The organism is Mesorhizobium sp. B2-8-5, from assembly GCF_006440675.2.
In the GTDB taxonomy this organism is placed as follows: domain Bacteria; phylum Pseudomonadota; class Alphaproteobacteria; order Rhizobiales; family Rhizobiaceae; genus Mesorhizobium.
On sequence record NZ_CP083951.1, the window covers coordinates 6,377,835 to 6,401,067 of the forward strand.

The 23,233-nt window shown below is 64.7% G+C and carries 19 protein-coding genes, 1 tRNA gene, 1 pseudogene and 1 riboswitch; of the genes and pseudogenes, 12 read left to right on the forward strand and 9 right to left on the reverse strand.

Annotated elements, in window-relative coordinates:
* The first annotated feature begins 53 nt into the window (after positions 1 to 53).
* Positions 54 to 3,539 carry a PAS-domain containing protein gene (locus FJ430_RS31180; protein WP_181175434.1) on the forward strand — a complete coding sequence of 1,162 codons (3,486 nt, stop codon included), beginning with the start codon at positions 54 to 56 and terminating at the stop codon, positions 3,537 to 3,539.
* Here the strand turns inward: FJ430_RS31180 and FJ430_RS31185 are convergent, their stop codons facing one another.
* Positions 3,540 to 4,199: a response regulator transcription factor gene (locus FJ430_RS31185; RefSeq protein WP_140647413.1), complete on the reverse strand. Its 660-nt coding sequence runs from the start codon at positions 4,197 to 4,199 to the stop codon at positions 3,540 to 3,542. It abuts the gene before it with no gap.
* Between the two features lie 136 nt (positions 4,200 to 4,335).
* Entirely contained in the window at positions 4,336 to 4,770 is a 435-nt protein-coding gene (locus FJ430_RS31190) for a hypothetical protein (protein WP_140647389.1), read from the reverse strand.
* Between the two features lie 111 nt (positions 4,771 to 4,881).
* Between FJ430_RS31190 and FJ430_RS31195 the strand changes: the two genes are divergently transcribed.
* Genes FJ430_RS31195 through FJ430_RS31205 form a run of 3 tightly spaced genes read left to right on the forward strand, consistent with a single transcriptional unit; the run spans position 4,882 to position 7,290 of the window.
* Positions 4,882 to 5,229, forward strand: coding sequence for a DUF952 domain-containing protein (locus FJ430_RS31195; RefSeq protein WP_140706310.1), 348 nt, complete (start codon positions 4,882 to 4,884; stop codon positions 5,227 to 5,229).
* Positions 5,226 to 6,299, forward strand: coding sequence for a quinone-dependent dihydroorotate dehydrogenase (locus tag FJ430_RS31200; RefSeq protein WP_140706312.1), 1,074 nt, complete (start codon positions 5,226 to 5,228; stop codon positions 6,297 to 6,299). The genes FJ430_RS31195 and FJ430_RS31200 overlap by 4 nt, the downstream gene beginning before the upstream one ends.
* 28 nt (positions 6,300 to 6,327) lie before the next feature.
* Positions 6,328 to 7,290 (forward strand): PLP-dependent cysteine synthase family protein, encoded by a 963-nt coding sequence (locus FJ430_RS31205; protein ID WP_140706315.1) that lies wholly within the window; start codon positions 6,328 to 6,330, stop codon positions 7,288 to 7,290.
* Positions 7,291 to 7,327: 37 nt separating this feature from the next.
* Here FJ430_RS31205 and FJ430_RS31210 read toward each other — a convergent pair.
* Positions 7,328 to 8,660 (reverse strand): annotated as a pseudogene (locus FJ430_RS31210) (MATE family efflux transporter).
* A 180-nt stretch (positions 8,661 to 8,840) separates the two neighbouring features.
* Here FJ430_RS31210 and FJ430_RS31215 point away from each other — a divergent pair.
* Positions 8,841 to 9,743 (forward strand): histone deacetylase, encoded by a 903-nt coding sequence (locus FJ430_RS31215; protein WP_140706317.1) that lies wholly within the window; start codon positions 8,841 to 8,843, stop codon positions 9,741 to 9,743.
* A 12-nt stretch (positions 9,744 to 9,755) separates the two neighbouring features.
* On the opposite strand, the gene FJ430_RS31220 is transcribed toward FJ430_RS31215, so the two are convergent.
* A complete protein-coding gene (locus tag FJ430_RS31220; protein ID WP_181166832.1) occupies positions 9,756 to 10,025 on the reverse strand; it encodes a DUF6460 domain-containing protein in 270 nt (89 codons plus the stop codon).
* A gap of 161 nt (positions 10,026 to 10,186) precedes the next feature.
* Here FJ430_RS31220 and FJ430_RS31225 point away from each other — a divergent pair.
* Positions 10,187 to 10,260 (forward strand) — tRNA-Gly (locus FJ430_RS31225).
* A gap of 235 nt (positions 10,261 to 10,495) precedes the next feature.
* Here FJ430_RS31225 and FJ430_RS31230 read toward each other — a convergent pair.
* Both FJ430_RS31230 and FJ430_RS31235 read right to left on the reverse strand, forming a co-directional pair.
* Positions 10,496 to 10,831 (reverse strand): protamine-2 (modular protein), encoded by a 336-nt coding sequence (locus FJ430_RS31230; protein WP_140647383.1) that lies wholly within the window; start codon positions 10,829 to 10,831, stop codon positions 10,496 to 10,498.
* A gap of 103 nt (positions 10,832 to 10,934) precedes the next feature.
* A complete protein-coding gene (locus tag FJ430_RS31235) occupies positions 10,935 to 11,924 on the reverse strand; it encodes a LysR family transcriptional regulator (protein ID WP_140706319.1) in 990 nt (329 codons plus the stop codon).
* Positions 11,925 to 12,216: 292 nt separating this feature from the next.
* On the opposite strand from FJ430_RS31235, the gene chvE reads away from it, so the two are divergent.
* The 4 genes from chvE (at position 12,217) to araD1 (ending at position 17,503) form a co-directional block, all read left to right on the forward strand.
* The gene (chvE, locus tag FJ430_RS31240) at positions 12,217 to 13,287 is read left to right on the forward strand and encodes a multiple monosaccharide ABC transporter substrate-binding protein (protein ID WP_140647381.1); all 1,071 of its coding nucleotides are present in this window, start codon (positions 12,217 to 12,219) and stop codon (positions 13,285 to 13,287) included.
* A gap of 197 nt (positions 13,288 to 13,484) precedes the next feature.
* Positions 13,485 to 15,017 carry a multiple monosaccharide ABC transporter ATP-binding protein gene (gene mmsA, locus FJ430_RS31245; protein WP_140706321.1) on the forward strand — a complete coding sequence of 511 codons (1,533 nt, stop codon included), beginning with the start codon at positions 13,485 to 13,487 and terminating at the stop codon, positions 15,015 to 15,017.
* Positions 15,014 to 16,306 (forward strand): multiple monosaccharide ABC transporter permease, encoded by a 1,293-nt coding sequence (mmsB, locus tag FJ430_RS31250; RefSeq protein WP_140706323.1) that lies wholly within the window; start codon positions 15,014 to 15,016, stop codon positions 16,304 to 16,306. The genes mmsA and mmsB overlap by 4 nt, the downstream gene beginning before the upstream one ends.
* A 201-nt stretch (positions 16,307 to 16,507) precedes the next feature.
* Positions 16,508 to 17,503, forward strand: coding sequence for an AraD1 family protein (araD1, locus tag FJ430_RS31255; protein ID WP_140706326.1), 996 nt, complete (start codon positions 16,508 to 16,510; stop codon positions 17,501 to 17,503).
* 41 nt (positions 17,504 to 17,544) lie between these two features.
* On the opposite strand, the gene FJ430_RS31260 is transcribed toward araD1, so the two are convergent.
* Complete coding sequence (locus FJ430_RS31260) at positions 17,545 to 18,639, reverse strand: 2'-deoxycytidine 5'-triphosphate deaminase (RefSeq protein ID WP_140706328.1); 1,095 nt, start codon at positions 18,637 to 18,639, stop codon at positions 17,545 to 17,547.
* Between the two features lie 77 nt (positions 18,640 to 18,716).
* Positions 18,717 to 18,794: riboswitch (SAM riboswitch) on the forward strand.
* 56 nt (positions 18,795 to 18,850) lie between these two features.
* Here FJ430_RS31260 and FJ430_RS31265 point away from each other — a divergent pair.
* Positions 18,851 to 20,041: an O-succinylhomoserine sulfhydrylase gene (locus FJ430_RS31265; RefSeq protein ID WP_140706330.1), complete on the forward strand. Its 1,191-nt coding sequence runs from the start codon at positions 18,851 to 18,853 to the stop codon at positions 20,039 to 20,041.
* Between the two features lie 137 nt (positions 20,042 to 20,178).
* On the opposite strand, the gene FJ430_RS31270 is transcribed toward FJ430_RS31265, so the two are convergent.
* Positions 20,179 to 21,321, reverse strand: a complete 1,143-nt coding sequence (locus FJ430_RS31270) for a ceramide glucosyltransferase (RefSeq protein ID WP_140706332.1) — start codon at positions 21,319 to 21,321, stop codon at positions 20,179 to 20,181.
* 277 nt (positions 21,322 to 21,598) lie between these two features.
* On the opposite strand from FJ430_RS31270, the gene apaG reads away from it, so the two are divergent.
* Positions 21,599 to 21,991: a Co2+/Mg2+ efflux protein ApaG gene (apaG, locus tag FJ430_RS31275; RefSeq protein ID WP_140647374.1), complete on the forward strand. Its 393-nt coding sequence runs from the start codon at positions 21,599 to 21,601 to the stop codon at positions 21,989 to 21,991.
* Positions 21,992 to 22,192: 201 nt separating this feature from the next.
* On the opposite strand, the gene FJ430_RS31280 is transcribed toward apaG, so the two are convergent.
* Positions 22,193 to 23,221: an Hsp33 family molecular chaperone gene (locus tag FJ430_RS31280; protein WP_140706334.1), complete on the reverse strand. Its 1,029-nt coding sequence runs from the start codon at positions 23,219 to 23,221 to the stop codon at positions 22,193 to 22,195.
* Positions 23,222 to 23,233 lie beyond the last annotated feature (12 nt).

Sequence of the window (23,233 nt, forward strand, 5' to 3'; positions counted from 1 at the left end):
TGTGGTTGCGTGATTGCCGGAGGAGGCAAACGGCCAGGGAGGAAGTGCGGACCGTGTTAGGCTGGTTCGTCGTCATCATCGCGATCGCCTATGTGACGCTGCTTTTCGCCATCGCCAGCGTCGGCGACCGGCGTGCGGCTACTATCGGCCTGGGCCGGGCACGGCCTTTCATCTATGCGCTCAGCCTTGCCATCTACTGCACGTCCTGGACCTTCTTCGGCTCGGTCGGCCTGTCCTCCGAGCGCGGCCTCGAATTCCTCGGCATCTATACCGGCCCGGTGCTGGTGTTCGTGTTCGGCTTCCCGCTGCTCAGCCGCATGATCCGGCTGGCAAAAAGCGAGAAGATCACCTCGATCGCCGACTTCCTCGGCGCCCGCTACGGCAAGAGCTTCACCGTCGCGGCGATCGCGACACTGATCGCGACCATCGGCGCGGTGCCCTATATCGCGCTGCAGCTGAAGGCGATCTCGGGCTCCGTCAGCCTGATGGTCGAGCACTATACCGGCTCGCCGCCCTCCTTCGATCCGTTCGTCAGCGATATCTCGCTCGTGGTGGCGATGCTTTTGGCGCTGTTCGCGGTGCTGTTCGGCACCCGCCATGCCGACGCCACGGAACATCAGGACGGCCTGGTGCTCGCGGTGGCGGTCGAGACCGTGGTCAAGCTCGCCGCCTTTCTCGCCATCGGCCTGATGGTGACGTTCCTGATCTTCGGCGGGCCCGGCGACATGTTCGCCAAGCTCGCCGGAAACGGCCAGGTGCGCCAGGCCATGAGCTACAGCACCTCTTTGGCCACCTGGCTGGTGCTGACCGGCCTGAGCGGCTTTGCCGTGCTGATGCTGCCGCGACAGTTCTACGTCACCATCGTCGAGAACCGCAGCGAGGCGGAGTTGCGCACGGCGACCTGGGTGTTCCCGCTTTATCTGGTGGCGATCAACCTCTTCGTGCTGCCGATCGCCTTTGCCGGCCTGTCGCTGGTCGGCGCCAGGACCAGCAGCGACCTTTACGTGCTGTCGCTGCCGCTGCTCAGCGGGCATGACCTGCTGGCGATGACCGCTTTTGTCGGCGGCCTGTCGGCGGCGACCGCCATGGTGATCGTCGAGAGCGTCGCGCTGTCGATCATGATCTCCAACGATCTCGTCATCCCGCTGTTCGTGCGGCGCGTGCTCAAGACCAGTTCCTCGGAGAACGAGGACTGGTCGACGCTCATCCTCAATGTGCGCCGCGCCTCGATCTTCATCATGCTGTTCATCGCCTTCCTCTATTATCGCGAGAGCACCAACAGCGCGCGGCTGTCGTCGATCGGCCTGATGTCGTTTGCGGCGATCGCGCAATTCTCGCCCGCGCTGATCGGCGGCCTGATCTGGCGCCGCGCCAATGGCCGGGGCGCCGCGCTCGGCATGGTCGCTGGCATCGCCGTCTGGGGTTACACGCTGCTGCTCCCCTCGCTCGTCGGTCCCTCTACCGACATCGTCGTCCACGGCCTGTTCGGCTTCGAGGCGCTGAGGCCGCAGGCGCTGTTCGGCACCGTCGGCGAGCCGCTGAACCATGGCGTGCTGTGGAGCCTCTCGGTCAACGCGCTGTTTTTTGTCCTCGGCTCCCTGTCCCGCGCATCCGTGCCGCTGGAGCGCATCCAGGCGGCGATCTTCGTGCCGCGCGAGGCCGGCCCGATGCCGAGCCTCAGGCGCTTCCGCACTGCCGTCACCGTCAACGACCTGAAAGATACGATCTCGCGCTATCTCGGCGTCGAGCGCACGGAGCGCTCGTTCCAGTCCTTCGAAAGGGACGCGAAAGTCTCCCTGCACGGTACCGAACAGGCCAGCATGGATGCCATCCGCTTCTCGGAGCAACTGCTGGCAAGCGCCGTCGGCTCTTCCTCGGCGCGGCTGATCCTGTCGCTGCTCTTCCGCCGCAACGACCGCGACTCCAAGGATGCCTTCAAGCTGCTCGACGACGCCACCGAGGCGCTGCAGCACAATCGCGACTTGCTTCAGATCGCGCTCGACCAGATGGAGCAAGGCATCACCGTCTTCGATCGCGATTTCCGGTTGATCTGCTGGAACCGGCAATACCGGCTGCTGTTCGACCTGCCGGACGAGATGGGCCAGGTCGGCGTCTCGCTCGACCGGATCCTGCGCCATCTCGCCGAGCGCGGCGACATTCCCGGCGACCAGCGTGTGACGATGCTCAACCGGCTGACCAGCTTCGCCGGCCCGTGGCAGATGGAGCTGAGGACCAGCGGCCGCATCCTTGAGCTGCGCTCCAACCCCATGCCCGATGGTGGCATCGTCGCCACCTATGCCGACATTTCCGGCCGCGTCGAACAGGACCTGGCGCTGAAGCGGGCCAATGAATCGCTGGAGCAGCGGGTCAAGACCCGCACCATCGAACTCACCCGCGTCAACGAGGAGCTGGCGCAGGCGCAGATGCTGGCCGAGGAGGCAAACCTCGGCAAGACGCGCTTCCTCGCCGCCGCCGGCCACGACATCCTGCAGCCGCTCAATGCCGCCCGGCTCTATTGCTCGTCGCTGATCGAGAAGGCCGGCAAGGGACCGGCCGGCAAGGCGGCGATCAACATCGAATCCTCGCTGGAATCGGTCGAGACCATCCTCGGCGCGGTGCTCGACATCTCGCGGCTCGACGCTGGCGCCATGAAGCCCGACAACGCCGCCTTCAATCTCGGCGGACTGCTCGGCCAGATCGGCAATGATTTCCGCCCGCTTGCCGCTGAGAAGAAGCTCGAACTCACGATCATCCCATCCTCGCTCGGCGTCATGACCGACCGCAACCTGCTGCGCCGGCTGATCCAGAACCTCGTTTCCAACGCCATCAAATACACGCGCCAGGGCCGCATCCTGGTTGGAGTGCGGCGACGCGGCGAACTGGCCGAGATCCAGGTGATCGACACCGGCATCGGCATTGCCGGCGACAAGCTCAACACGGTCTTCCACGAGTTCACGCGCCTCGACGAGGGCGTGCGCGAGGCCGAAGGCCTTGGCCTGGGGCTCTCCATCGTCGACCGTATCGCCAGGGTGCTGAGGCTCGAGATCCGCATCTACTCCAACCCCGGCAGGGGCACGCGTTTTTCCGTCATCCTGCCGGTCGCGGCGGTCGCCGCGCCGCCGCGCGAGGCCGGCAAGGCGCCGGCCCGCTCCGCCTCGACGCTTGCCGGGCTCAATGTGTTGTGCATCGACAATGACGCGCGCATCCTCGACGGCATGCGGCTGCTGCTCGAAGGCTGGGGATGCCATGTCGAGACGGCTTCGGGATCAGGCGATCTGCTGAAGCCCGGCGCGCCGAAGCCGGACCTCGTGCTGGCAGATTACCATCTCGACGGCGGCACCGGCCTCGATGCGATCGCCACACTGCGCGCCGCCTACGGACGGGACCTTGCCTGCGTGCTGGTCACCGCCGACCGCTCCAGCGAGGTGCGCGCGGCTGCCGGCCGGCTCGACATTCCGCTCGTCAACAAGCCGCTGAAGCCGGCGGTGCTGCGCTCGATGATGGCGCGCGTCAGGCCGCTGGCGCCGGCGGCGGAATGATCAGCCAACCGGCTGCAGCGGGTCGCCGCCGATCTTCGAAAGCTGGATGACGGCCTGGGTGCGGCTATCGACGCCGAGCTTCTGCAGGATGGCCGAGACATGCGCCTTGATGGTGGCTTCGGAAACGCCGAGCTCATAGGCGATCTGCTTGTTGAGCAGGCCCTCCGCCAGCATGCCGAGCACCCGCGTCTGCTGTGGCGTCAGCGCCTGCAGCCGCTTGATCAGGTCGGAGATTTCCGGATCGCGCTCGACGCCCAGCTCGACGCCGGTGGGCGCGGCGATATCGCCGGCAAGCACCGCCTGCACGGCGCCGCGTATCTCTTCCATGCTCGCCGATTTGGAGATGAAGCCGGAAGCGCCGAGATCGAGCGCGCGGCGGATGGTGACGGGATCGTCATGCGCCGATACCACCACCAGCGGCACCGCCGGATGGATGCCGCGCAGCGCGATCAGGCCGGAGAGACCGCTGGCGCCCGGCATCGACAGGTCGAGCAGCACCATGTCGACATCCTCGTTGGCGAGCACCAGCGCCTTGGCGCTTTCGAAATCGCCGGCCTCATGGATGGCGGCAACGTCGCCGATGCCGGCCAGCGCCTCCTTCAGCGCGCCGCGAAAAAGCGGATGGTCGTCGGCAATGACGAAAGTGTGGCCCGACGGCAAATATTCCTCCCCCGATCCCATCATCATTGTGTGCTTCTTGCGGGGACCGGACCGATTATGCGGCGACGCGGCGCGTTTTCAAGCGGCAAAGGCCGCGCGCGGGTTTTTCCCAGGACGGCTCGGCCGCGCGCCCCGTTCAGGTCTTCTGATTCAGCTTGGTGCCGCCGTCGCCATCGTCCTTGTCCATGTCCTTGACGATGTCCTTGAAGGTCCGGAAGAACTGCTCCATGTAGCCGAGCGACTTGTTGAAATCCTCCTGACTGGGCAGGTTGGATTCCAGCCGGGCGGAGAGCGAATTCTCGAGCTTGGCGACGCGCGCGTCGAGCGCCTTGACCGAATTGTCCAGCCGGTCGATCTCGTCCTGGTAGGCGGCGCGCTCGTCGGCGGCCATCTTGCAGACGAGTTGGCCGGAGCGCTCCTCGCAGATCGACATGGCGCCGGTTCGGGTGTCCATGCGGACATAACCGTCGGCGGACTTCTCCAAGCGGTAGTGGTCGGTCTCCTCGGAATAGGCGGAAGCGGCAACCAGCGAGCAAAGCGCCGCGGGGATCAGGATGTGCTGCAGACGCATGTTGTTCCTCCATGAGCCAGTGAAGGCGCCATATCACAGGTTTGCGCCGGAAATGGGGAAGAGTCGAGCTTGAGCCTTCCTCCTACCTTCGGTTCGGATTATAGCGCGAGAATGTCTCAGATTATCTACAAGATTGCCCCCGAGGCGCTTTGGCGCGAAGCCGAGAAGAACGGGCGCTTCATCGGCGCGCCGATCGACATCGCCGACGGCTTCATCCATTTCTCCACCGCCGGCCAGGTGCGCGAGACGGCGGCCAAGCATTTCGCCGGCCAGACGGACCTGCTGCTGATCGCCATCGACGGGACCAAACTGGGCGAGGCGCTGAAATACGAGGTGTCGCGCGGCGGTGCCTTGTTCCCGCATCTCTACGCCGCGCTCGCTCTCGATGCCGTTCTCTGGGTGAAGCCGCTGCCGCACGGCGCCGGTGGCCACGAATTCCCGGCGCTGGAGGGCGAATGAGCGTGCTCGACCGGATCGGCCAGAAACTGCTTTTCTCCTTCGATCCGGAAACCGCTCACGGCCTGTCGATCGCGGCGCTGCGCTGCGGGCTTCCAGTCGGCGCGACGACGCCGCGCGACGCGCGGCTCAAGCTGAGCCTTTGCGGCCTCGATTTCCCGAACCCGCTCGGCATGGCCGCCGGCTACGACAAGAACGCCGAAGTGCCGGACGCGCTGCTGGGGCTTGGCTTCGGCTTCGCCGAGGTCGGCACCGTCACGCCGCTGCCGCAACCCGGCAACCCGAAGCCGCGCATCTTCCGGCTGACGGCTGACGAGGCGGTGATCAACCGGCTGGGCTTCAACAATGAAGGCCACGCGGCCGCCGAAAAACGGCTTGCCGCGCGCAAGGGGCGACCGGGGATCGTCGGCGTCAACATCGGCGCCAACAAGGACAGCGCCGACCGCGTCGCCGACTACGAGCGCGGCGTCGCCCGCTTCGCGCCCTATGCGAGCTATCTGACGGTCAACATCTCCTCGCCCAACACGCCAGGCCTGCGCAACATGCAGGCGCGCGAGCAGCTCGGCGAATTGCTGTCGCGGGTGATGGCCGCGCGTGCGGCCGCGTCGGCGCAACCGCCGGTTTTCCTCAAGATCGCGCCGGATCTCGTCGAGTCGGAACTCGAAGACATCGCCGCCGAGGTCGCCGAGAAGAAAATCGACGGCGTCATCGTCTCCAACACGACGCTGGCGCGGACCGGGTTGCGGAGCGCGACCGTGGCCGGTGAAGCCGGCGGCCTTTCGGGCAAGCCGCTGTTCGGGCGTTCCACCGCTGTGTTGGCCCGCATGCGCAAGCTGCTCGGACCCGACATGGCCATTATCGGTGTCGGCGGCGTCGATTCCACCGAGGCCGCATTGGAAAAGATCCGCGCCGGCGCCGACCTCGTCCAGCTCTACACCGGCATGATCTATGCCGGCCCGGCGCTGCCGGGGCGCATCGTTGCCGGCATGGCGCGCTTTGCGGAGAGGGAACACCTCAAATCCATCGGAGAGCTGCGCGACACCGGCTGCGCAAGCTGGTCCGAACGACTCTGAGAATTCCCACCAATCAGGAGGGCAAACGATGGCCGAAATTCTGGACTCCGTCGTGGACTCGATCGGTGGAACGCCATTGGTCCGGCTCGACAGGCTGACGGCGCAGGCGGGCGTCGACGGCGCAATCCTCGCCAAGCTGGAATATCTCAATCCGGGCTTTTCCAAGAAGGACCGTGCGGCACTTGGAATAATCGAGGAGGCCGAGAGATCCGGCGCCATCAAGCCGGGTCAAACGGTGGTCGAGCTTACCTCCGGAAACATGGGCACGGGGCTCGCCATCATCTGCGCCGTCAGGGGTTACCCCTTCGTCGCGGTGATGTCGAAGGGCAACTCCGAAGAGCGTGCACGCATGATGACGGCGCTCGGCGCGGAAGTCATCCTCGTGGACCAGCTGCCGGGGTCGGTGCCGGGGCAGGTCTCGGGTGGCGACCTGGCGCTCGTCGAGCAGGCCGCCAAAGCGGTTGCGGCGGAACGTGGCGCGTACCGCGCCGACCAGTTCCATCGCGACGGGAACTGGCTTGCGCATTATCACGGAACCGGACCGGAAATCTGGGACGCCAGCCATGGCGCCATCGATGCATTCGTCGACTTCATCGGCTCGGGCGGCACATATGCCGGGGTGGCAAGGGCGCTGAAGGAACGCAACCCTCTGATCAAGTGCTTCATCGTCGAGCCGGAGGGCGCCGCGGCCGCCGCGGGCGAGACGGTCACCCAGCCCGAGCACCCCATTCAAGGCGGCGGCTACGCCATGCCGGACCTGGCATTCCTGAACAACGCGCCCGTTGATGGTTATCTTCAGATTTCCGGCGATGAAGCACGCGAGGCCACGCGCCTGCTCGCGCGCAGCGAAGGTATCTTCGGCGGCTTCTCCTCGGGAGCGAATGTGGCCGCCGCGCTGCGTCTCCTGCGCGGCGATCAATCAGGCAAGGCGATCGCTGTCGTGATTTGCGATTCCGGCCTGAAGTACCTCTCGACCGATCTCTGGGGCTGAGAAACGCCGGCGCCCAGCCGAAGCTGAACAATCGGCCCTAAAATGCCGTGCGCACCCTGAGCCTCAGCACCGCAAGCAAACTCACTCCCCGCACCAGCAGGAAGACATGCAGCGATGCCCATAGGCCGTTGTTGCCGAAGGCCGGCGCCAGGGTGATGAGCGCGGCGCTGAAGACGAGGAACGACAACAGCATCATGTTACGCATGTCGCGCGACCAGGTAGCGCCGATGAAGACGCCGTCCATCTGGAAGGCCAGCACGCCACTCAGCGCCGTGAAGGCCGCCCAGGGCAGATAGGTGTCGGCGACCGCGCGGACTTCTGGAGACGTCGTCACTAGTTGCCACCAGACTGGTGCCGGCGGTCAACAGGATGAGCGTGGCGATGCCGGCGAGACAAAAGCCCCAGATCAGCGTCAGCCGGACGGCCTGCCGGAACGGGGCAGGCGCACGCGCGCCGATGGCGCGACCGGCCAGTTGCTCCGCGGCGGTGGCGAAACCGTCGAGGAAATAGCCGGCGATGAGGAAGAAGTTCATCAGCACGGCGTTGGCGGCGAGCGTCACGGTGCCGAATTGCGCGCCCTGCCTGGTGAACAGCGCGAAGGCGGCAAGCAGCGAGAAGGAGCGGATCATGATGTCGCGGTTGAGCGACAGCATGCGCCGGTAGGCCGGGAGGTCGAGGATGCGGCGGCGTGACGGCCGCTCTAGCTTGCGGAAACGGTTGAGCACGATGGCAAGGCCAAGCAGCATGGCCAGGAACTCGCCGGTGACGGTCGCCCAGGCGACGCCGGCAACGCCCCAGCCAAGCTCGAGGCCGAGCAGGAAGCAGAGCGCGATGTTGATGCCGTTGAGCACGGCCTGCAGCATCAGCCCGAGCCCGCCCTCGCCGCGCCCCAGCACGTAGCCCAGTATGGCGTAGTTGATGAGCGAGAAAGGCGCTGCCAGCAGCCTGATGCGAATATAGACCGACATCGCCGCGCTGACGCGCGGCTCGGCGCCCATGAACCATTGGCCGGCGACGGCAAAGAGCGGTGAAAGGGCGGCAAGTATGACGCCCGCGACGACCGCGATCAGCACGGCGCGCCACAGCACCGCCTGTTCCTCCAGCGGATCGCCGCGCCCGAACGCCTGGGCGACGAGGCCGGTGGTGCCGGAGCGCAGGAAATTGAACGTGGTGAAGACGACGTCGAAGACCAGCGATCCCGCCGCCAGGCCGCCAAGCAAGGCCGCGTCGCCGAACTGGCCGACCACCGCCGTGTCGACGATGCCGAGCAGAGGCGTCGTCAGATAGGCAAGCGTCATCGGCACGGCGATCGCGAGCACCGAGCGATTGGTGACCGCGAAGGATCTGGCGCTGGCTTGGGTTGCGTCCATTGCTGCCTGGCTGATTGCGGCTTGATCGTGAACCCGATGTGCCTCAGTTTGCCGGCACCACGCAACCACCATCCGCCGAACTGCCAACCGAATTTTCCGCTGGCCTTACGCAATTCCGGACGGAAAACCGTCTCACACTTTTCCTGGAATTGCTCAGAGCTGGCGCAGGCCTCCCGATCCATGCCGCTGCAGATCGTCCATCACCCCGACTATGACGCCGGCTTCGCCGTCAACCACCGCTTTCCGATGAGCAAATATCCGCTTTTGATGGAAGCCTTGCATATGCGCGGGCTGGCCGCACCGGGCGCGCTCTCGATGCCGGAACCGGCGCCGGCCGCACGGCTGAAGCTCGCGCACGCCGCCGAGTATGTCGATCAGGTAATCGCCTGCCAGGTGCCGGAGACAATAGAGCGCGAGATCGGCTTTCCGGTCGGTCCGCGCGTGTCGCTGAGGGCGCAGCTTGCCACCGCGGGCACGGTGCTGGCCGCCAGGCTGGCGCTGAGACACGGCATCGCCTGCAACGCGGCCGGCGGCAGCCATCATGCCAGGCGCGCGCAAGGCGCCGGCTTCTGCACCTTCAACGATGTCGCCGTCGCCTCGCTGGCGCTGCTGGCCGAAGGCGCCGTCGAAAATGTGCTGGTTGTCGACCTCGACGTGCATCAGGGCGACGGCACCGCCGACATCCTGAAGGACGAGCCTCGCGCCTTCACCTTTTCCATGCATGGCGAGCGCAATTACCCTGTGCGCAAGATCGCCTCAGACCTCGACGTCGCCTTGCCGGACGGCACCGGCGACGGCGCCTATCTCGAGGGGCTCGCCGCCATCCTGCCGGACCTATCCCGGCAAAGGCGCTGGGACCTCGTCTTCTACAATGCCGGCGTGGATGTCCATGCTGAGGACAGGCTCGGCCGGCTGGCGCTCACCGACAATGGCCTCAGGGCCCGCGAAGACATGGTCATCGGCCATTTCCGTGAGCAGGGCGTGCCGTTTTGCGGCGTCATCGGCGGCGGCTACTCGACCGACGTGCCGGCGCTGGCCGCGCGGCACGCCATCCTGTTCGAGGTCGCCTCCCGATATGCGTGATGCTACGCCCAGCTATTTCCTGTAGCTGGCGATCCTGAGCAGGATGAACACGGGCACCACGATCGCCGCGCCGAGCAGGATATAGCCCAGGAAGCGGTCGATGGCGTGGAAGCCGAGATTCCACAGATCGACGAAGAACTGGCGGATGCCATAGAAGACGTCCATCGGCGACCAGCCGAAGGCATGCATGACGAGGCCGACGAGGAAGGAGACCACCAGCAGCTTCAGGAACACCCTGAGCGGCGTGTCGCCAAGAAAGCGCGTCAGTGCGGACAAGGCCATTCTCCGGTTCGAGCCGCCCGATTCGGCAGCGTGGCCCAGAAATACGCATTCGCTTGTCCGCCATCAAGCGGCGCTGCTGGAGGTCAAGGGGGTGCCTTCATTGGCAGCACTGCTTTGCCGATTGCTTGCAGCCCGGGCCTCATGTTAACGAGGTGGCCGACGCGGGTATGATGTAATGGTAGCTTGTCAGCTTCCCAAGCTGAACGCGCGGGTTCGATTCCCGCTACCCGCTCCACCTTGCGGCGCAAGGATTTGAGTCAGACCTCACCAAGGGACCAAATTGCGCGACCAATTCGGATCGCCTGCCGGGGATCGCGGGGCGCAATTGCATTGGGTCGACCCTCAGGCCGAGCAGTTTGCGCGATGGTGAATTCGGCTGTTTGTAAGCGAACGTTTGGGCCTTGCACACCCATGCAAGACCCAGTCAGCGATTCACCCGGTAGGCCCCGGGGCAGGTAGTTGCTATCGGCCTAGAGCCGGAAGCCGATCCAGACGCGGCGGCGCCAGCAGCGGACATGACGCCGGCCATAGCGCCAGTAGCGGCGGCAGACTCGTCTCCAAACGCGCCGACGGCGGCGGCGGTAGTACCGGTCACGGTAATACCGCCGGCGGTAATACTGAGCTGGCTGCAGCAGATCGGCCTGGTCATCCTCCTCGTAGATGGCCGGATCCGGCTTGTCCAATTCATCGAGAATCCCGTTGCCTTTGGGGATGCCGGCAACCGCCTTGGCTGGTCCGGCCAGGCTTGCAAGCGCTGCCGCCCCCGCAACCCCAAGCATTCCAGTCAGAAACAACCGACGTTCCATCGAAACCTCCCGAGCTGTTGAGCATCGGCAGCCTTCCCTCACCCGCAACGGGCTCCAGCGAGCGGCCGATCGGTTTGAACGCACAAGTAGCATTCTCGTTCCATTACCCCACTTCGCGCAGGATGAAGTCGTGCAGCATTTTGGCGGCGGGCGAGAGCACGCGATTCTTGACCGTGATCAGGCTGTAGGGCCGGACCTCGATGTCGAACTCGGTCTGCACGACATCGATGGCGCCGGCCAGCCCGTCGCCGCCCTGGATGAACTTGGCGACCTGGATCGAGACCGGCGCGATGGCGTCGGACTGCGCCACCATCACCAAGGTGAGCAACAGCGAAGAGGTGTTGAGGATGCGGTCGGGCAGCGGAATGTCGCGGTTCAAGAAGTTGCTTTCCATGGCCTGGCGAAGCGGCGAGCCGCCGGACTGGAACACCCAGTCATAGCCCGCCGTCTCCTCCAGCCGCACCAACCGGCCGCTCGCCAAGGGGTGGCCGCGGCGCACGATGAGGCAGGCCTTCTCGACGCCGATGACGCGCGATTCGAAGAGCCGCGGATTGAGGTCGTCGGGGATGCGGGCGATGATGAAGTCGTGACGCGACGCGATCAGCTCGCGGGCAAGCACGTTCGAGGTCTCGACCTGCATGGTGATCTCGATGCGCGGATAGATGCGGCGGATCTCACGGATCGCCGGCACGGCCAATTCGATCGCCGGCGCCGTCACCGCGCCGAGGAAGACCGAGCCGCCCTTGCCGGCCTTGAGCTCGGAAATCTCTCGGTCGGCCTCCCGCATCTCGAGCAAAATGGAGCGGGCACGGCGGGCGAGCGCCTGGCCAAAAGGGGTCAGCGTCACGCCGCGCGGCAGCCGTTCGCACAACTTCACGTCGAGCACCGCCTCCATCTCGGCGATCATGCGCGAGGCGGCCGGCTGGGAGATGTTCATGACCTGGGCGGCGGCGCTCACCCGTCCGTGATCGTCCAGGGCGGTGATCATGCGCATATGGCGAAGACTGAGGCCGCTGCGCAGCAGCGTCTCGCCATCTCCCGGCAACTTCTCGTAACTCCCTGAAATCGCATCGGGATCGCGCAATGCCGCCATGGTTTTCGGTCTCTTGTCCGGGTTCTATCAGCTCCTTAAGCTATATCAGTTTCGATATAGCAACCAGCAAAGATCGCATTTGACAGTTATGTCAAAGGGACCCACCCTTCGCGCGTTCCGAGGCGCAACGGTCGGCAACGAGCAAATTCGTATCGATTTAAACTGCGCCGCGGGGCCGATTGGGAGGATACCGGAGATCGATAAAGCCGACAGTGGCGCGCCAGCGCACCTGTTCGGTTGCGCGGCCCGCGAAGCCCCGAGGTGTCGCGTCCATCAACCAGGGAGAGTAATCGTGAAGATCATCAAGACGCTGGCCGCCGTCGCGGCCCTTGGCATCGCCGCCATGACCTATTCGGCGCATGCCGCCGACAAGGGTCTCGTCGGCGTGCTGATGCCGACCAAGACCTCGCAGCGCTGGATCAACGACGGCGACGCCGTCAAGTCCCAGCTCGAAGCGCTCGGCTACACCGTCGACCTGCAGTATGCGCAGGACGATATCCCGAACCAGCTCAGCCAGCTGGAAAACGAAATCACCAAGGGCCCGAAGGCGCTGATCATCGCTTCGATCGACGGCACCACCATGGCCGACGCGCTGCAGAAGGCCAATGACGCAGGCGTCGTCGTCGTCGCCTACGACCGCCTGATCAAGAAGACGGGCAATGTCGACTACTACACCACCTTCGACAATTTCGGCGTCGGCGTCATCCAGGCGAACTCGCTGGTCAAGGGCCTCAAGGAGCGTTTCCCGAACACCAAGCCGTGGAACGTCGAGCTGTTCGGCGGCTCGCCGGACGACAACAACGCCTTCTTCTTCTACAACGGCGCCATGTCGGTCCTGCAGCCGCTGATCGATGACGGCTCGATCAAGATCAAATCCGGCCAGACGGGCATGGACAAGGTCGGCACGCTGCGCTGGCTCGCCGCCACCGCCCAGGCGCGCATGGACAACCTGCTTTCGGCCAACTATTCGGACGGCAGCCGCGTCGATGGCGTTCTGTCGCCGTATGACGGCCTGTCGCGCGGCATCACCGCCTCGCTGCGCGCCGTCGGCTACGGCACCGAAGCGCAGCCCTGGCCGATCGTGACCGGCCAGGACGCCGAAACCGCCTCGGTCAAGCTGATCATCTCGGGCGAGCAGTATTCGACCGTGTTCAAGGACACCCGCGAACTGGCCAAGGCCACCGTGCAGCTGGTCGACAAGGTGCTCTCCGGCGGCAAGCCGGACGGCCTCGACGAAAAGACCTACAACAACGACGTCAAGGTCGTTCCCTCGATCCTGTTGACGCCGCATGAGGTCGACAAGTCGAACTATCAGGCGCAGGTCGTCGACTCCGGCTACATCAAGGCCGACGAGCTGAAGTAATCCAGCCTCGAAGGGAGGGGTCCTGCGCAACGCAGGGCCCCTTTTCGTTCAGAGCCGACCCCGGTATTGTTTTTGCCGGCTTCCGCAGCGTCACGCGCCGATCCGCAACGCGAAGCCGCCGCAGCATGTTGATTTTGCGCACAGGCCTTTCCACGATCGATGCCGATTGGGAGCCGTGCGCCAGGGAGCAGATCCTGATGGCCTCGACGATTTTGGAGATGCGCGACATCACCAAGACGTTTCCCGGCGTGAAGGCGTTGTCGAACGTCAATCTCAGCGTCGAGGAAGGTGAGATCCATGCCATCGTCGGCGAGAACGGCGCCGGCAAGTCGACGCTGATGAAGGTGCTGTCGGGCGTCTATCCGTCCGGCACCTATGACGGCCAGATCATCTTCCGCGGCCAGGAATGCAATTTCAAAGGCATTCACGACAGCGAGCATATCGGCATCGTCATCATCCACCAGGAGCTTGCCCTGGTGCCGATGCTGTCGATCGCAGAAAACATCTTCCTCGGCAACGAGCACGCCAGCTACGGCGTCATCGACTGGGACGCCAACGAGACGCGCACCAGCGCCCTGCTCAAAAAGGTCGGCCTCAAGGAAGACCCCAAGACGCTGATCACCGACATCGGCGTCGGCAAGCAGCAGCTGGTCGAGATCGCCAAGGCGCTGAGCAAGGAAGTGAAGCTTCTGATCCTCGACGAGCCGACGGCGTCGCTCAGCGAAAAGGACAGCCAGGCGCTGCTCGACCTCCTGCTCGAGTTCAAGCGCCAGGGCATGACCTCGATCCTGATCTCGCACAAGCTCAACGAGGTGAACCGCGTCGCCGACAAGGTGACGGTGATCCGCGACGGGCGCACCATCGAGACCCTGCCGAGGAAGGACATCTCGGAAGACCGCATCATCACCTCGATGGTCGGCCGCTCGCTCGACGACCGCTACCCGCCGCGCGAGCCGAAGATCGGCGAGGTCATCTTCGAGGTCAAGGACTGGTCGGTCTACCACCCGATCCATGCCGAGCGGCAGGTGATCAAGAACATCAATATCAATGTGCGCAAGGGCGAGGTTGTCGGCATCGCCGGGCTGATGGGCGCCGGCCGTACCGAATTCGCTATGAGCCTGTTCGGCCGCACCTACGGTCGGCGCATCAGCGGCGAGGTGCTGCTCAGGGGCAAGCCGCTCGATCTTTCGACAGTGAGCAAGGCGGTGGAGAACCGCATCGCCTATGTCACCGAGGACCGCAAGACCTACGGCCTCAACCTCATCGACCACATCAAGCACAATGTGACTTTGGCCAATCTGGGCGGCGTTTCGAGCCGCGGCGTCATCGACGACATGCGCGAGATGAGCGTCGCCAACGACTATCGCAAGAAGACCAATATCCGCGCCTCCAGCGTCTACCAGCTCACCGGCAACCTCTCGGGCGGCAACCAGCAGAAGGTCGTGCTGTCCAAATGGCTGTTCGCCGATCCGGAGGTTTTGATCATGGACGAGCCGACCCGCGGCATTGACGTCGGCGCGAAGTACGAAATCTATACGATCATCGCGCGCCTCGCCGCCGAGGGCAAAGCGATCATCGTCATCTCGTCGGAAATGCCTGAACTGCTCGGTATCTCCGACCGCATCTATGTCATGAATGAAGGGCGTATCGTCGGCGAAATGGCGGCAAGCGACGCAAGCCAGGAAAAAATCATGCGCGCCATCGTTCGCGGAGAAGGAAAAGCATCATGAGCACAGACAGCGCTCCCGCGCCGCAAAGCGGCGTCGCCGAGGACGTCAAGCAGGGACAGCGCGTCGCCGTCTCGGCGCTGACGACGAATCTGCGCGAATACGGCCTGATCATCGCGCTGATCGTCATCATGCTGTTCTTCCAGTACACGACGTCGGGAACGCTGTTCAAACCGGTCAACCTGAGCAATCTGGTGCAGCAGAACTCGTTCATCATCGTGATGGCGCTGGGCATGCTGCTGGTCATCGTCTCCGGCTATATCGATCTCAGCGTGGGATCGGTCGCCGGTTTCATCGGCGCGCTCGCCGCGATGATGATGGTGATCTGGCCGCTCGGGATATTCTCGAATCCGCTGGTGGTTTCGATCATCTGCTTGATCGTCGGCGGCCTCATCGGCGCCGCGCAAGGCTACTGGATCGCCTATCACAAGATACCGAGCTTCATCGTGACGCTGGCGGGCATGCTGATCTTCCGCGGCATCTGCCAGGCGCTGCTCGGCGGCGGCTCTTCGGTCGGCCCGCTTCCGCCCGACTTCAAGGCGCTGAGCTCCGGCTTCATCCCGGACGTAATCGGCCCGCTGATGCTGATCCCGCCGACGGTGAATGCCGCCGGCAAGACCATCGTCGGCAGCGGCTTGACGCTGCATATGACGACGATCGTGCTGGGTCTGGTCGCGGTGCTCGCCTATGCCTATTTCGGCTTCAGGACGCGGCGCAAGCGCGAGCGGCATGGCTATGAGGCGGAGCCCTTCCCGCTGTTCGTCGTCAAGACGCTGGTCGGCAGCGCGCTGGCGCTGTTCCTGGTCTTCCAGTTCGCGAGCTACAGGGGCCTGCCGGTCGTGCTCCTGGTGATGGGCGTGCTGATCTCGCTGTTCGTCTTCGTCACCAAGCGCATGACCATTGGCCGCCGCATCTACGCCATGGGCGGCAACGCCAAGGCCGCGCAGCTCTCGGGCATCAATACCGAGAGGCTGACGCTGCTGGTCTTCATCAACATGGGCGTGCTTTCGGCGCTGGGCGGCCTGATCATCGCGGCGCGCCTCGGCCAAGCGGTGCCGGCAGCGGGTCTCGGCAGCGAGCTCGACGTCATCGCGGCCGTCTTCATCGGCGGCGCCTCGGCGATGGGCGGCGTCGGACAGGTGATCGGCGCCGTGGTCGGCGGCTTCATCATGGGCGTGATGAACAACGGCATGTCGATCATGGGCGTCAATGTCGACTGGCAACAGGTGGTCAAGGGCCTGGTGCTGCTCGGCGCCGTGATCTTCGACGTCTACAACAAGAACAAGGCCTGAAGGCCGGAAGCGGATTTAAGGAGGCATACGGGTTTCAGATCGCGAAGCTGCCGGCAACCCGTCGGCGCCGAGAGTCCAGCAAGGACCCAGGCTCGCGAACGCAATCCGGACGAAGCGTTTCAACCGTGGCGGGGATTGCTCCGCGCCGCGCCAGTCAAGGCTTGCCCGCGGGCGGCCGGCAAAATGAGAGAGGATTTCAACATGCTGATCTCCCAGATCCTCGACGACGCCGAGACGATCCGCGTCGTCGCCCGCAACGGCGGCGGCAAGACAAGGATCATCAACGGCGCGCGCAGCGTCTATTCGCTGGCGATGGAGGCCGCGCGCACCGGCACCGGGCTCGAAGCGCTGATCGAGCGCAAGGGCTATGGCGAGACAGTCGATCTCGATGCCGCCTACAAGAGGGGCAGGCTGGTGTCGCCGATCAACCACCCCGATCCCGCGCATCTGCATCTCACCGGCACCGGCCTGACGCATCTCGGCTCCGCGGCGACGCGCGATTCCATGCACAAGAAGCTCAGCGAGGGCGGCGAGGAGGAGCTCACCGATTCCATGAAGATGTTCCGCATGGGGCTGGAAGGCGGCAAGCCCGCCAAGGGACAGGTCGGCGTGCAGCCGGAATGGTTCTACAAAGGCAACGGCACGATGGCGGTGGCCCCCGGCGCGCCCCTGATGTCGCCGGCCTTTGCGCAGGACGGCGGCGAGGAGCCGGAGATCGCCGGCATCTATGTCATCGGCGATGACGGCGCGCCGTTCCGCGTCGGCTTCACGCTATCGAACGAATTCTCCGACCACGTGACGGAGCGGGTGAACTATCTGTTCCTCGCCCACTCCAAGCTGCGCAACGCTTCGTTCGGTCCGGAGATCCTGATCGGCGACCTGCCGGCCGACATCCGCGGCGGATCGCGCATCTGGCGCCACGGCAAGCTTTTGTGGGAAAAGCCGTTCCTGTCCGGCGAAGCGAACATGTCGCACACCATCGCCAATCTCGAGCACCATCATTTCAAATATTCGGCCTTCCGCCAGCCGGGCGACGTGCATGTGCACATGTTCGGCACCGCGACGCTGTCCTTCGCCGATGGCATCAGGACCGAGGCCGGCGACACGTTCGAGATCGAAGCGCAGGATTTCGGCCTGCCGCTGCGCAACCCGCTGGAGATCGAAAAGCCGGTCAAGGTGGCGGTGAAGGCGCTGTGAGAGCGTGATCTCCCCCAAGGGGGAGATCAGCAGCTCAGACCTTAGCGCGCGGCGCGAAAATGCTTGGAGAGCTTCAGGCCCTGCGCCTGGTAGTTCGATCCCAGGTCGGTGCCGTAAAGAGCCTGCGGGCGCTGCAGCATGTGCTCGTAGACGAGACGGCCGACGATCTGGCCGTGGTCGAGGATGAACGGCACCTCGTGGCTGCGCACTTCGAGCACAGCGCGGCTGCCGCTGCCGCCGGCGGCGGAGTGGCCGAAGCCTGGGTCGAAGAAGCCGGCATAGTGGACGCGGAACTCGCCGACCAACGGATCGAAAGGCGTCATCTCGGCGGCGTAGAGCGGCGGCACGTGCACCGCTTCGCGCGAGACCAGGATGTAGAATTCGTCGGGGTCGAGCACGAGTTCGCCGGCGCCGCTCTTGTAGATCGGCTCCCAGAAATCGACGACATCCTGCGCGGCGCGCTTGTCGACATCGACCAGGCCGGTGTGGTGCTTGCCGCGATAGCCGACAAGGCCGTCCTTGTCGCCGTCGAGGTCGATGGAGAGCGCGATGCCGCCGCCTGAAATATTGGGCGGCTCGGTGGCGACCAGCATCTCGGCGCGGTGAAGGTCGCGCAACTCGCTCTCCGAAAGCACCGCGTTGCCGGTGCGGAAACGGATCTGCGACAGCCGCGAGCCGGCCCGCACGACGATCGGGAAGGTGCGCGGGCTGACTTCGAGATAGAGCGGCCCGTGATAGCCGGCGGCGATCTTGTCGAACTCGTGGCCGCGATCGGTCATCACCCGGGTGAAGATGTCGAGCCGCCCGGTCGAGCTCTTGGGATTGGCGGAAGCGGACACATTCGAGGGCAGCGCCAGGCTTTCGAGCAGCGGCACGATGTAGACGCAACCCGTCTCCAGCACGGCGCCCTCGGCGAGGCTGAATTCATGCAACTTCAGCCGCTCGAGCTTGTCGGCTACCCGATGATCGGGGCCGGGCAGGAAGGAGGCTCGCACGCGGAAGGCCGTGTCGCCGAGCCTCAGGTCAAGGCTGGCCGGCTGGATCTGGTTGGTGTCCAGCGCGCGCGGCGACTTCAGCGCACTGGACTGGAACAGCGCGGAAATATCCTGGTCGGGAAGAATGCCTGTCTGCCGCAAAGTCTTACTCCGCTCTGCTGGTACAAACCTCTTAATGAAGCCGGCAATTGACGCAAGCGCGGCGCGGGTTTAAAGCGTCGTTATCCCGTGGTGATTTGGCCGGTCGGCTTGCAGCCACGTTAAACAAGTCGCTAAAGGACCGTCGAGCCGCAAGGCTATATGGACCGGTTGCGACTTCGCGGCCGGTTTTTTTGTGTCTGGAAGCAGGGCTATGAGCACCAAGAAGCGCAACTGGAAACCTCAGACGGCACTCGTGCATGGCGGAACGCTGCGTTCCGGCTTCGGCGAGACATCCGAGGCGATGTACCTCACCCAGGGCTATGTCTATGAGACCGCGCAAGCCGCGGAAGCCCGCTTCAAGGGCGAGGAGCCCGGTTTCATCTATTCGCGCTACGCCAACCCGACGGTCGACATGTTCGAAAAGCGCATGTGCGCGCTCGAAGGCGCCGAGGATGCCCGCGCCACCGCTTCCGGCATGGCGGCCGTCTCGGCCGCGTTGCTCTGCAGCGCCAAGGCCGGCGACCATATCGTTGCGGCGCGCGCCCTGTTCGGCTCCTGTCGCTGGGTGGTCGAGACGCTGGCGCCGCGCTACGGCATCCAGGCGACGCTGGTCGACGGCACCGACATCGCCAATTGGGAAAAGGCGATAAGGCCGAACACCAAGCTGTTCTTCCTCGAAAGCCCAACCAATCCGACGCTGGAAGTGGTCGACATCGCCGCGGTTGCCAAGCTCGCCAATTCCATCGGCGCGCGCGTGATCGTCGACAATGTCTTCGCCACGCCGCTGCAGCAGAAGCCGCTGCAGCTCGGCGCCCATATTGTCGTCTATTCGGCGACCAAGCACATAGACGGCCAGGGCCGCTGCCTCGGCGGCGTCATCCTGTCCGACAAGAAATGGATCGACGAAAACCTGCACGACTACTTCCGCCACACCGGTCCCAGCCTGTCGCCGTTCAACGCCTGGACGCTGTTGAAAGGCCTGGAGACGCTGCCGCTGCGCGTGCGCCAGCAGACCGAGAGCGCCGGCAAGATCGCGGATTTCCTCGCCGGCCGATCGGAGATAGCCCGCGTCATCTATCCGGGCCGGGCCGATCATCCGCAGGCGGATGTCGTCAAGAAGCAGATGTCGGGTGGCTCGACGCTGATCTGCCTCGACGTCAAGGGCGGCAAGCAGGCGGCCTTCGCCTTTCAGAACGCGCTCGACATCGTGCTGATCTCGAACAATCTCGGCGACGCCAAGAGCCTGATCACCCATCCGGCGACGACCACGCACAAGAATCTGAGCGACGACGCGCGGGCCGAGCTCGGCATCGGGCCGGGCACGCTCAGGCTCTCCGTCGGCCTGGAGGACGCCGACGACCTGCTGGAGGACATCGAGCAGGCGCTGAAGGCGGCCAAATAAGACCTGTAGCGGCGACCGTCACTACACAGGACTTTAAAGCGCGTCGCGCTGAAGCGGATTCAGGCGACGCGCTTTAAGGCTTTGTTTTCATGCATGTCGTTATCGCAAAACCGCTGCACACTTTTGCGCGACATGCATTAGGCAAGCTCTTCCAGTTCGGTCATCGCCTTGGTGCGGATGGTCATGGCGTTGCCGCGCCATTCGACGGCGCCGCCGAACCAGGCGCGCGCCCAGATGGCGGGCAGCAGGGCATCGCGCACGAGCATCGCGGTGACGCTGCGCGGCGACAGGTACCAGCCCTTCGCAAAGGCCAGGAGGCATTCCGGCAGGTAGGCGATCGCCAGCACGCCCAAGGCCGTCGTGGGCAGGCTGACGCCGGCGCTTGCCGCCGCAATCAGCGCCAGCAGCAGCGGCACCGCAGCGCCGGTCAGGATCTCCGGCGCGAAGAACAGCGGGAAGGTGACGCGGCGTAGCCGCGCCCAGCGCGCCTGGCGCGACCAGATCTCGGCGAGCCGGCGCTGGCCGAGCGGCTGCTCGAAAGGCGAAGCGACGAGATTGACGCGCAGGCCCAGGCTGTTGACCAGCTTGGTGGCGGCCGCGTCCTCGGCGATCTCGGCGGCCAAAGCCTGGATACCGCCATTGGCATCGAGCATCGGCTTGTTCCACAGCATGCTCTTGCCTTGGGCGAAGCCGAGCCCAAGCGCCTCGCCGGCATACTGCCAGCGCGCCTGCAGCGTGTTGAGGAAGGCGCATTCGACTTCGGCCCAAAACCCATCCGGCCGCGAGCCGATCGGCGTCGAGCAGACGAGGCCGGTATCCGGGCGCCATGCCGCCATCAGGTGCTGAATATAGTCCTTCGGCATCAGAACATTGGAATCGGCGAGGACCACCCAATCGTGCCGCGCAGCCTGCCAGCCCTTGATGCAGTTGTTGAGCTTGGGGTTGGCGCTGACGCGATCGTCGCCGATCAGGAGTCGCGCAGGCACCTTCGGATAGCGCGCGATCGCCGCATCGATCAGCTTGACCACCGGGTCTTCGGCATGCGCAACGCAGAAGATCAGCTCGTAGAGCGGCCAATCGAGCGAGAAGGCGCGCTGCAGGGTCTCCTGTGTGAACGGCTCGACGCCGCGCGACGGCACGATGATCGAGACCGGCTGTGCGCCGACGGGCGGCGCAATGACATGCCGCCATTTCAGCCGCGACGCGGCGAGCAGGATGCTGGTGAGATTGGACAGAAGAAGGGCTGACGAAGCCAGGCCGGCTGCGATAGTCAGTTCCATCGAGATCTGGTCACTCTCTATCTCTTTGTTTTCACGCAATTCCGGACGGAAAACTGCTCACACTTTTCCTGGAATTGCTCTCGGCCGCATGCGCCCATTTCATTAGTTACAGAGCGCCCGAGTCGCCCGGCACGGTTTGTGCACACCAACATTGTCATGTGTCACTTAAATGACATTGTTTTTCGGCACGTGCGCTACAAGGCTGGCAGGATGGTCGGCGTTGCGCGCCCAACAGCGAAGCGCAACGAATGTTCTGCAGCGGCAACCGGAGTGGCCCATGTATCGCGCAGTGACGCGCAACATCGAAGTGCTAGTCAGGCCCTTCTATCTGGAGGACCGCTCCGATCCGTCCGAGAACCGCTATGTCTGGGGCTATCAGGTGACGATCGACAACCGCTCCGACGAGTTCGTGCAGCTTGTGTCGCGCTACTGGCACATCACCGATGGTCGAGGCCGGGTCGAGGAGGTGCGCGGCGCCGGCGTCGTCGGCGACCAGCCGGAACTCAATCCTGGCGACAGCTACCAGTACACCTCGGGCTGCCCGCTCTCGACGCCGTCGGGCATCATGGTCGGCCATTACACGATGCGCAACGGCCGCGGCGAGACGTTCGATATCGCCATTCCGGCTTTCTCGCTCGATATGCCGGGGACAAGGCGCACGGTGAATTAGGCGTCGGCGATTAGCGTCTTTCTCCCCGTTCCACGGGGAGAAATGCCCGGCAGGGCAATGAGGGGCAGCGCCAAATTTCTGAGATTTTTTGAGGCAGACGACCGCGTCGCCAGCGTGTCGCTATCACCACCAACCAAGGCGTTGCCCCTCATCCGCCCTTCGGGCACCTTCTCCCCGTGGAACGGGGAGAAGGTAAAGACGCTACTTCGCGAACTCGGCCGGGTCGAAGTCGTATTGCGTCGAGCAGAACTCGCAGGCGACGTGGATGCCGCCGTCCTCGGTCGAGTCCTTGATCTCCTGGGCCGAAAAGCCTTCGAGAATGCCGCGGATCTTGTCGCGCGAGCAGGAGCACTGGTCGGCGACCGGCACGCCGCGGAAGACGCGCACGCCATGTTCGTGGAACAGCCGGTAAAGCAGCCGCTCGGCGCCCACCGTCGGGTCGATCAACTCGGTCGGCTCGATCGTGCCGAGCAGCGCCAGCAACTCCTGCCAGGAATTGTCGGCCGGGTGGTCCGCAACGTCACGCGGATCGCCGTCGCCACCGGAAATATCGGGAACGCGCATGCGCTCCGGCGATTGCGGCAGGAATTGCGCCAGGATGCCGCCGGCGCGCCACTGCTCGCGTGCGCCCGCCGGGCCGGGCGTGACCAGCTTGGCGACCGACATCTTGATCTCGGTCGGGATCTGCTCCGACTGCCGGAAATAGGTACGCGCGGCATCCTCCAGCGAGGTGCCGTCGAGCTGGACGATGCCCTGGTAGCGCTGCGTATGCGTGCCCTGGTCGATGGTTAGAGCCAGGACGCCGTTGCCGAGCAGCGTCTGCTGCGAGGTCTCGCCGGCGGCGGTCAGCGCCTGCAGCCGGTCGGCATCGAAACGCGCATAGGCGCGCAGCGCATGCGGCGTGGTGAAATCGGCCACCAGCATGTCGACCGGACCGTCGGTGCGGGTCTGCAGGATGAACTTGCCTTCGAACTTCAGCGAGGTGCCGAGCAGCACGGTGAGCACGCAGGCTTCCGCCAGCAGGCGGGCGACCGGCTCTGGGTAATTGTGGCGGCTCAAAATAGCGTCGAGCATCGGCCCGAGCTGCACGGTACGGCCGCGCACATCGAGCGGCGCGACCTCGTAAGGCACGACGTGATCGTCGCCGGCGAAGCCAAATTCACCGAGTTGGGGTTTATGCTCAGCCAAGGTCTGGGTTTCCAACATGACAAAACTCCGGGGCGCAGCCATGCAACCCGATGA

Coding starts and splice junctions, on each gene's coding strand:
- FJ430_RS31190 (WP_140647389.1), bottom strand. CDS start 4,770: ATGCGTCTGCAGCACATCCTGATCCCCGCGGCGCTTTGCTCGCTGGTT.
- FJ430_RS31195 (WP_140706310.1), top strand. CDS start 4,882: ATGTCTCAGATTATCTACAAGATTGCCCCCGAGGCGCTTTGGCGCGAA.
- FJ430_RS31200 (WP_140706312.1), top strand. CDS start 5,226: ATGAGCGTGCTCGACCGGATCGGCCAGAAACTGCTTTTCTCCTTCGAT.
- FJ430_RS31205 (WP_140706315.1), top strand. CDS start 6,328: ATGGCCGAAATTCTGGACTCCGTCGTGGACTCGATCGGTGGAACGCCA.
- FJ430_RS31215 (WP_140706317.1), top strand. CDS start 8,841: ATGCCGCTGCAGATCGTCCATCACCCCGACTATGACGCCGGCTTCGCC.
- FJ430_RS31220 (WP_181166832.1), bottom strand. CDS start 10,025: ATGGCCTTGTCCGCACTGACGCGCTTTCTTGGCGACACGCCGCTCAGG.
- FJ430_RS31230 (WP_140647383.1), bottom strand. CDS start 10,831: ATGGAACGTCGGTTGTTTCTGACTGGAATGCTTGGGGTTGCGGGGGCG.
- FJ430_RS31235 (WP_140706319.1), bottom strand. CDS start 11,924: ATGGCGGCATTGCGCGATCCCGATGCGATTTCAGGGAGTTACGAGAAG.
- mmsA (WP_140706321.1), top strand. CDS start 13,485: ATGGCCTCGACGATTTTGGAGATGCGCGACATCACCAAGACGTTTCCC.
- mmsB (WP_140706323.1), top strand. CDS start 15,014: ATGAGCACAGACAGCGCTCCCGCGCCGCAAAGCGGCGTCGCCGAGGAC.
- araD1 (WP_140706326.1), top strand. CDS start 16,508: ATGCTGATCTCCCAGATCCTCGACGACGCCGAGACGATCCGCGTCGTC.
- FJ430_RS31265 (WP_140706330.1), top strand. CDS start 18,851: ATGAGCACCAAGAAGCGCAACTGGAAACCTCAGACGGCACTCGTGCAT.
- FJ430_RS31270 (WP_140706332.1), bottom strand. CDS start 21,321: ATGGAACTGACTATCGCAGCCGGCCTGGCTTCGTCAGCCCTTCTTCTG.
- apaG (WP_140647374.1), top strand. CDS start 21,599: ATGTATCGCGCAGTGACGCGCAACATCGAAGTGCTAGTCAGGCCCTTC.
- FJ430_RS31280 (WP_140706334.1), bottom strand. CDS start 23,221: ATGGCTGCGCCCCGGAGTTTTGTCATGTTGGAAACCCAGACCTTGGCT.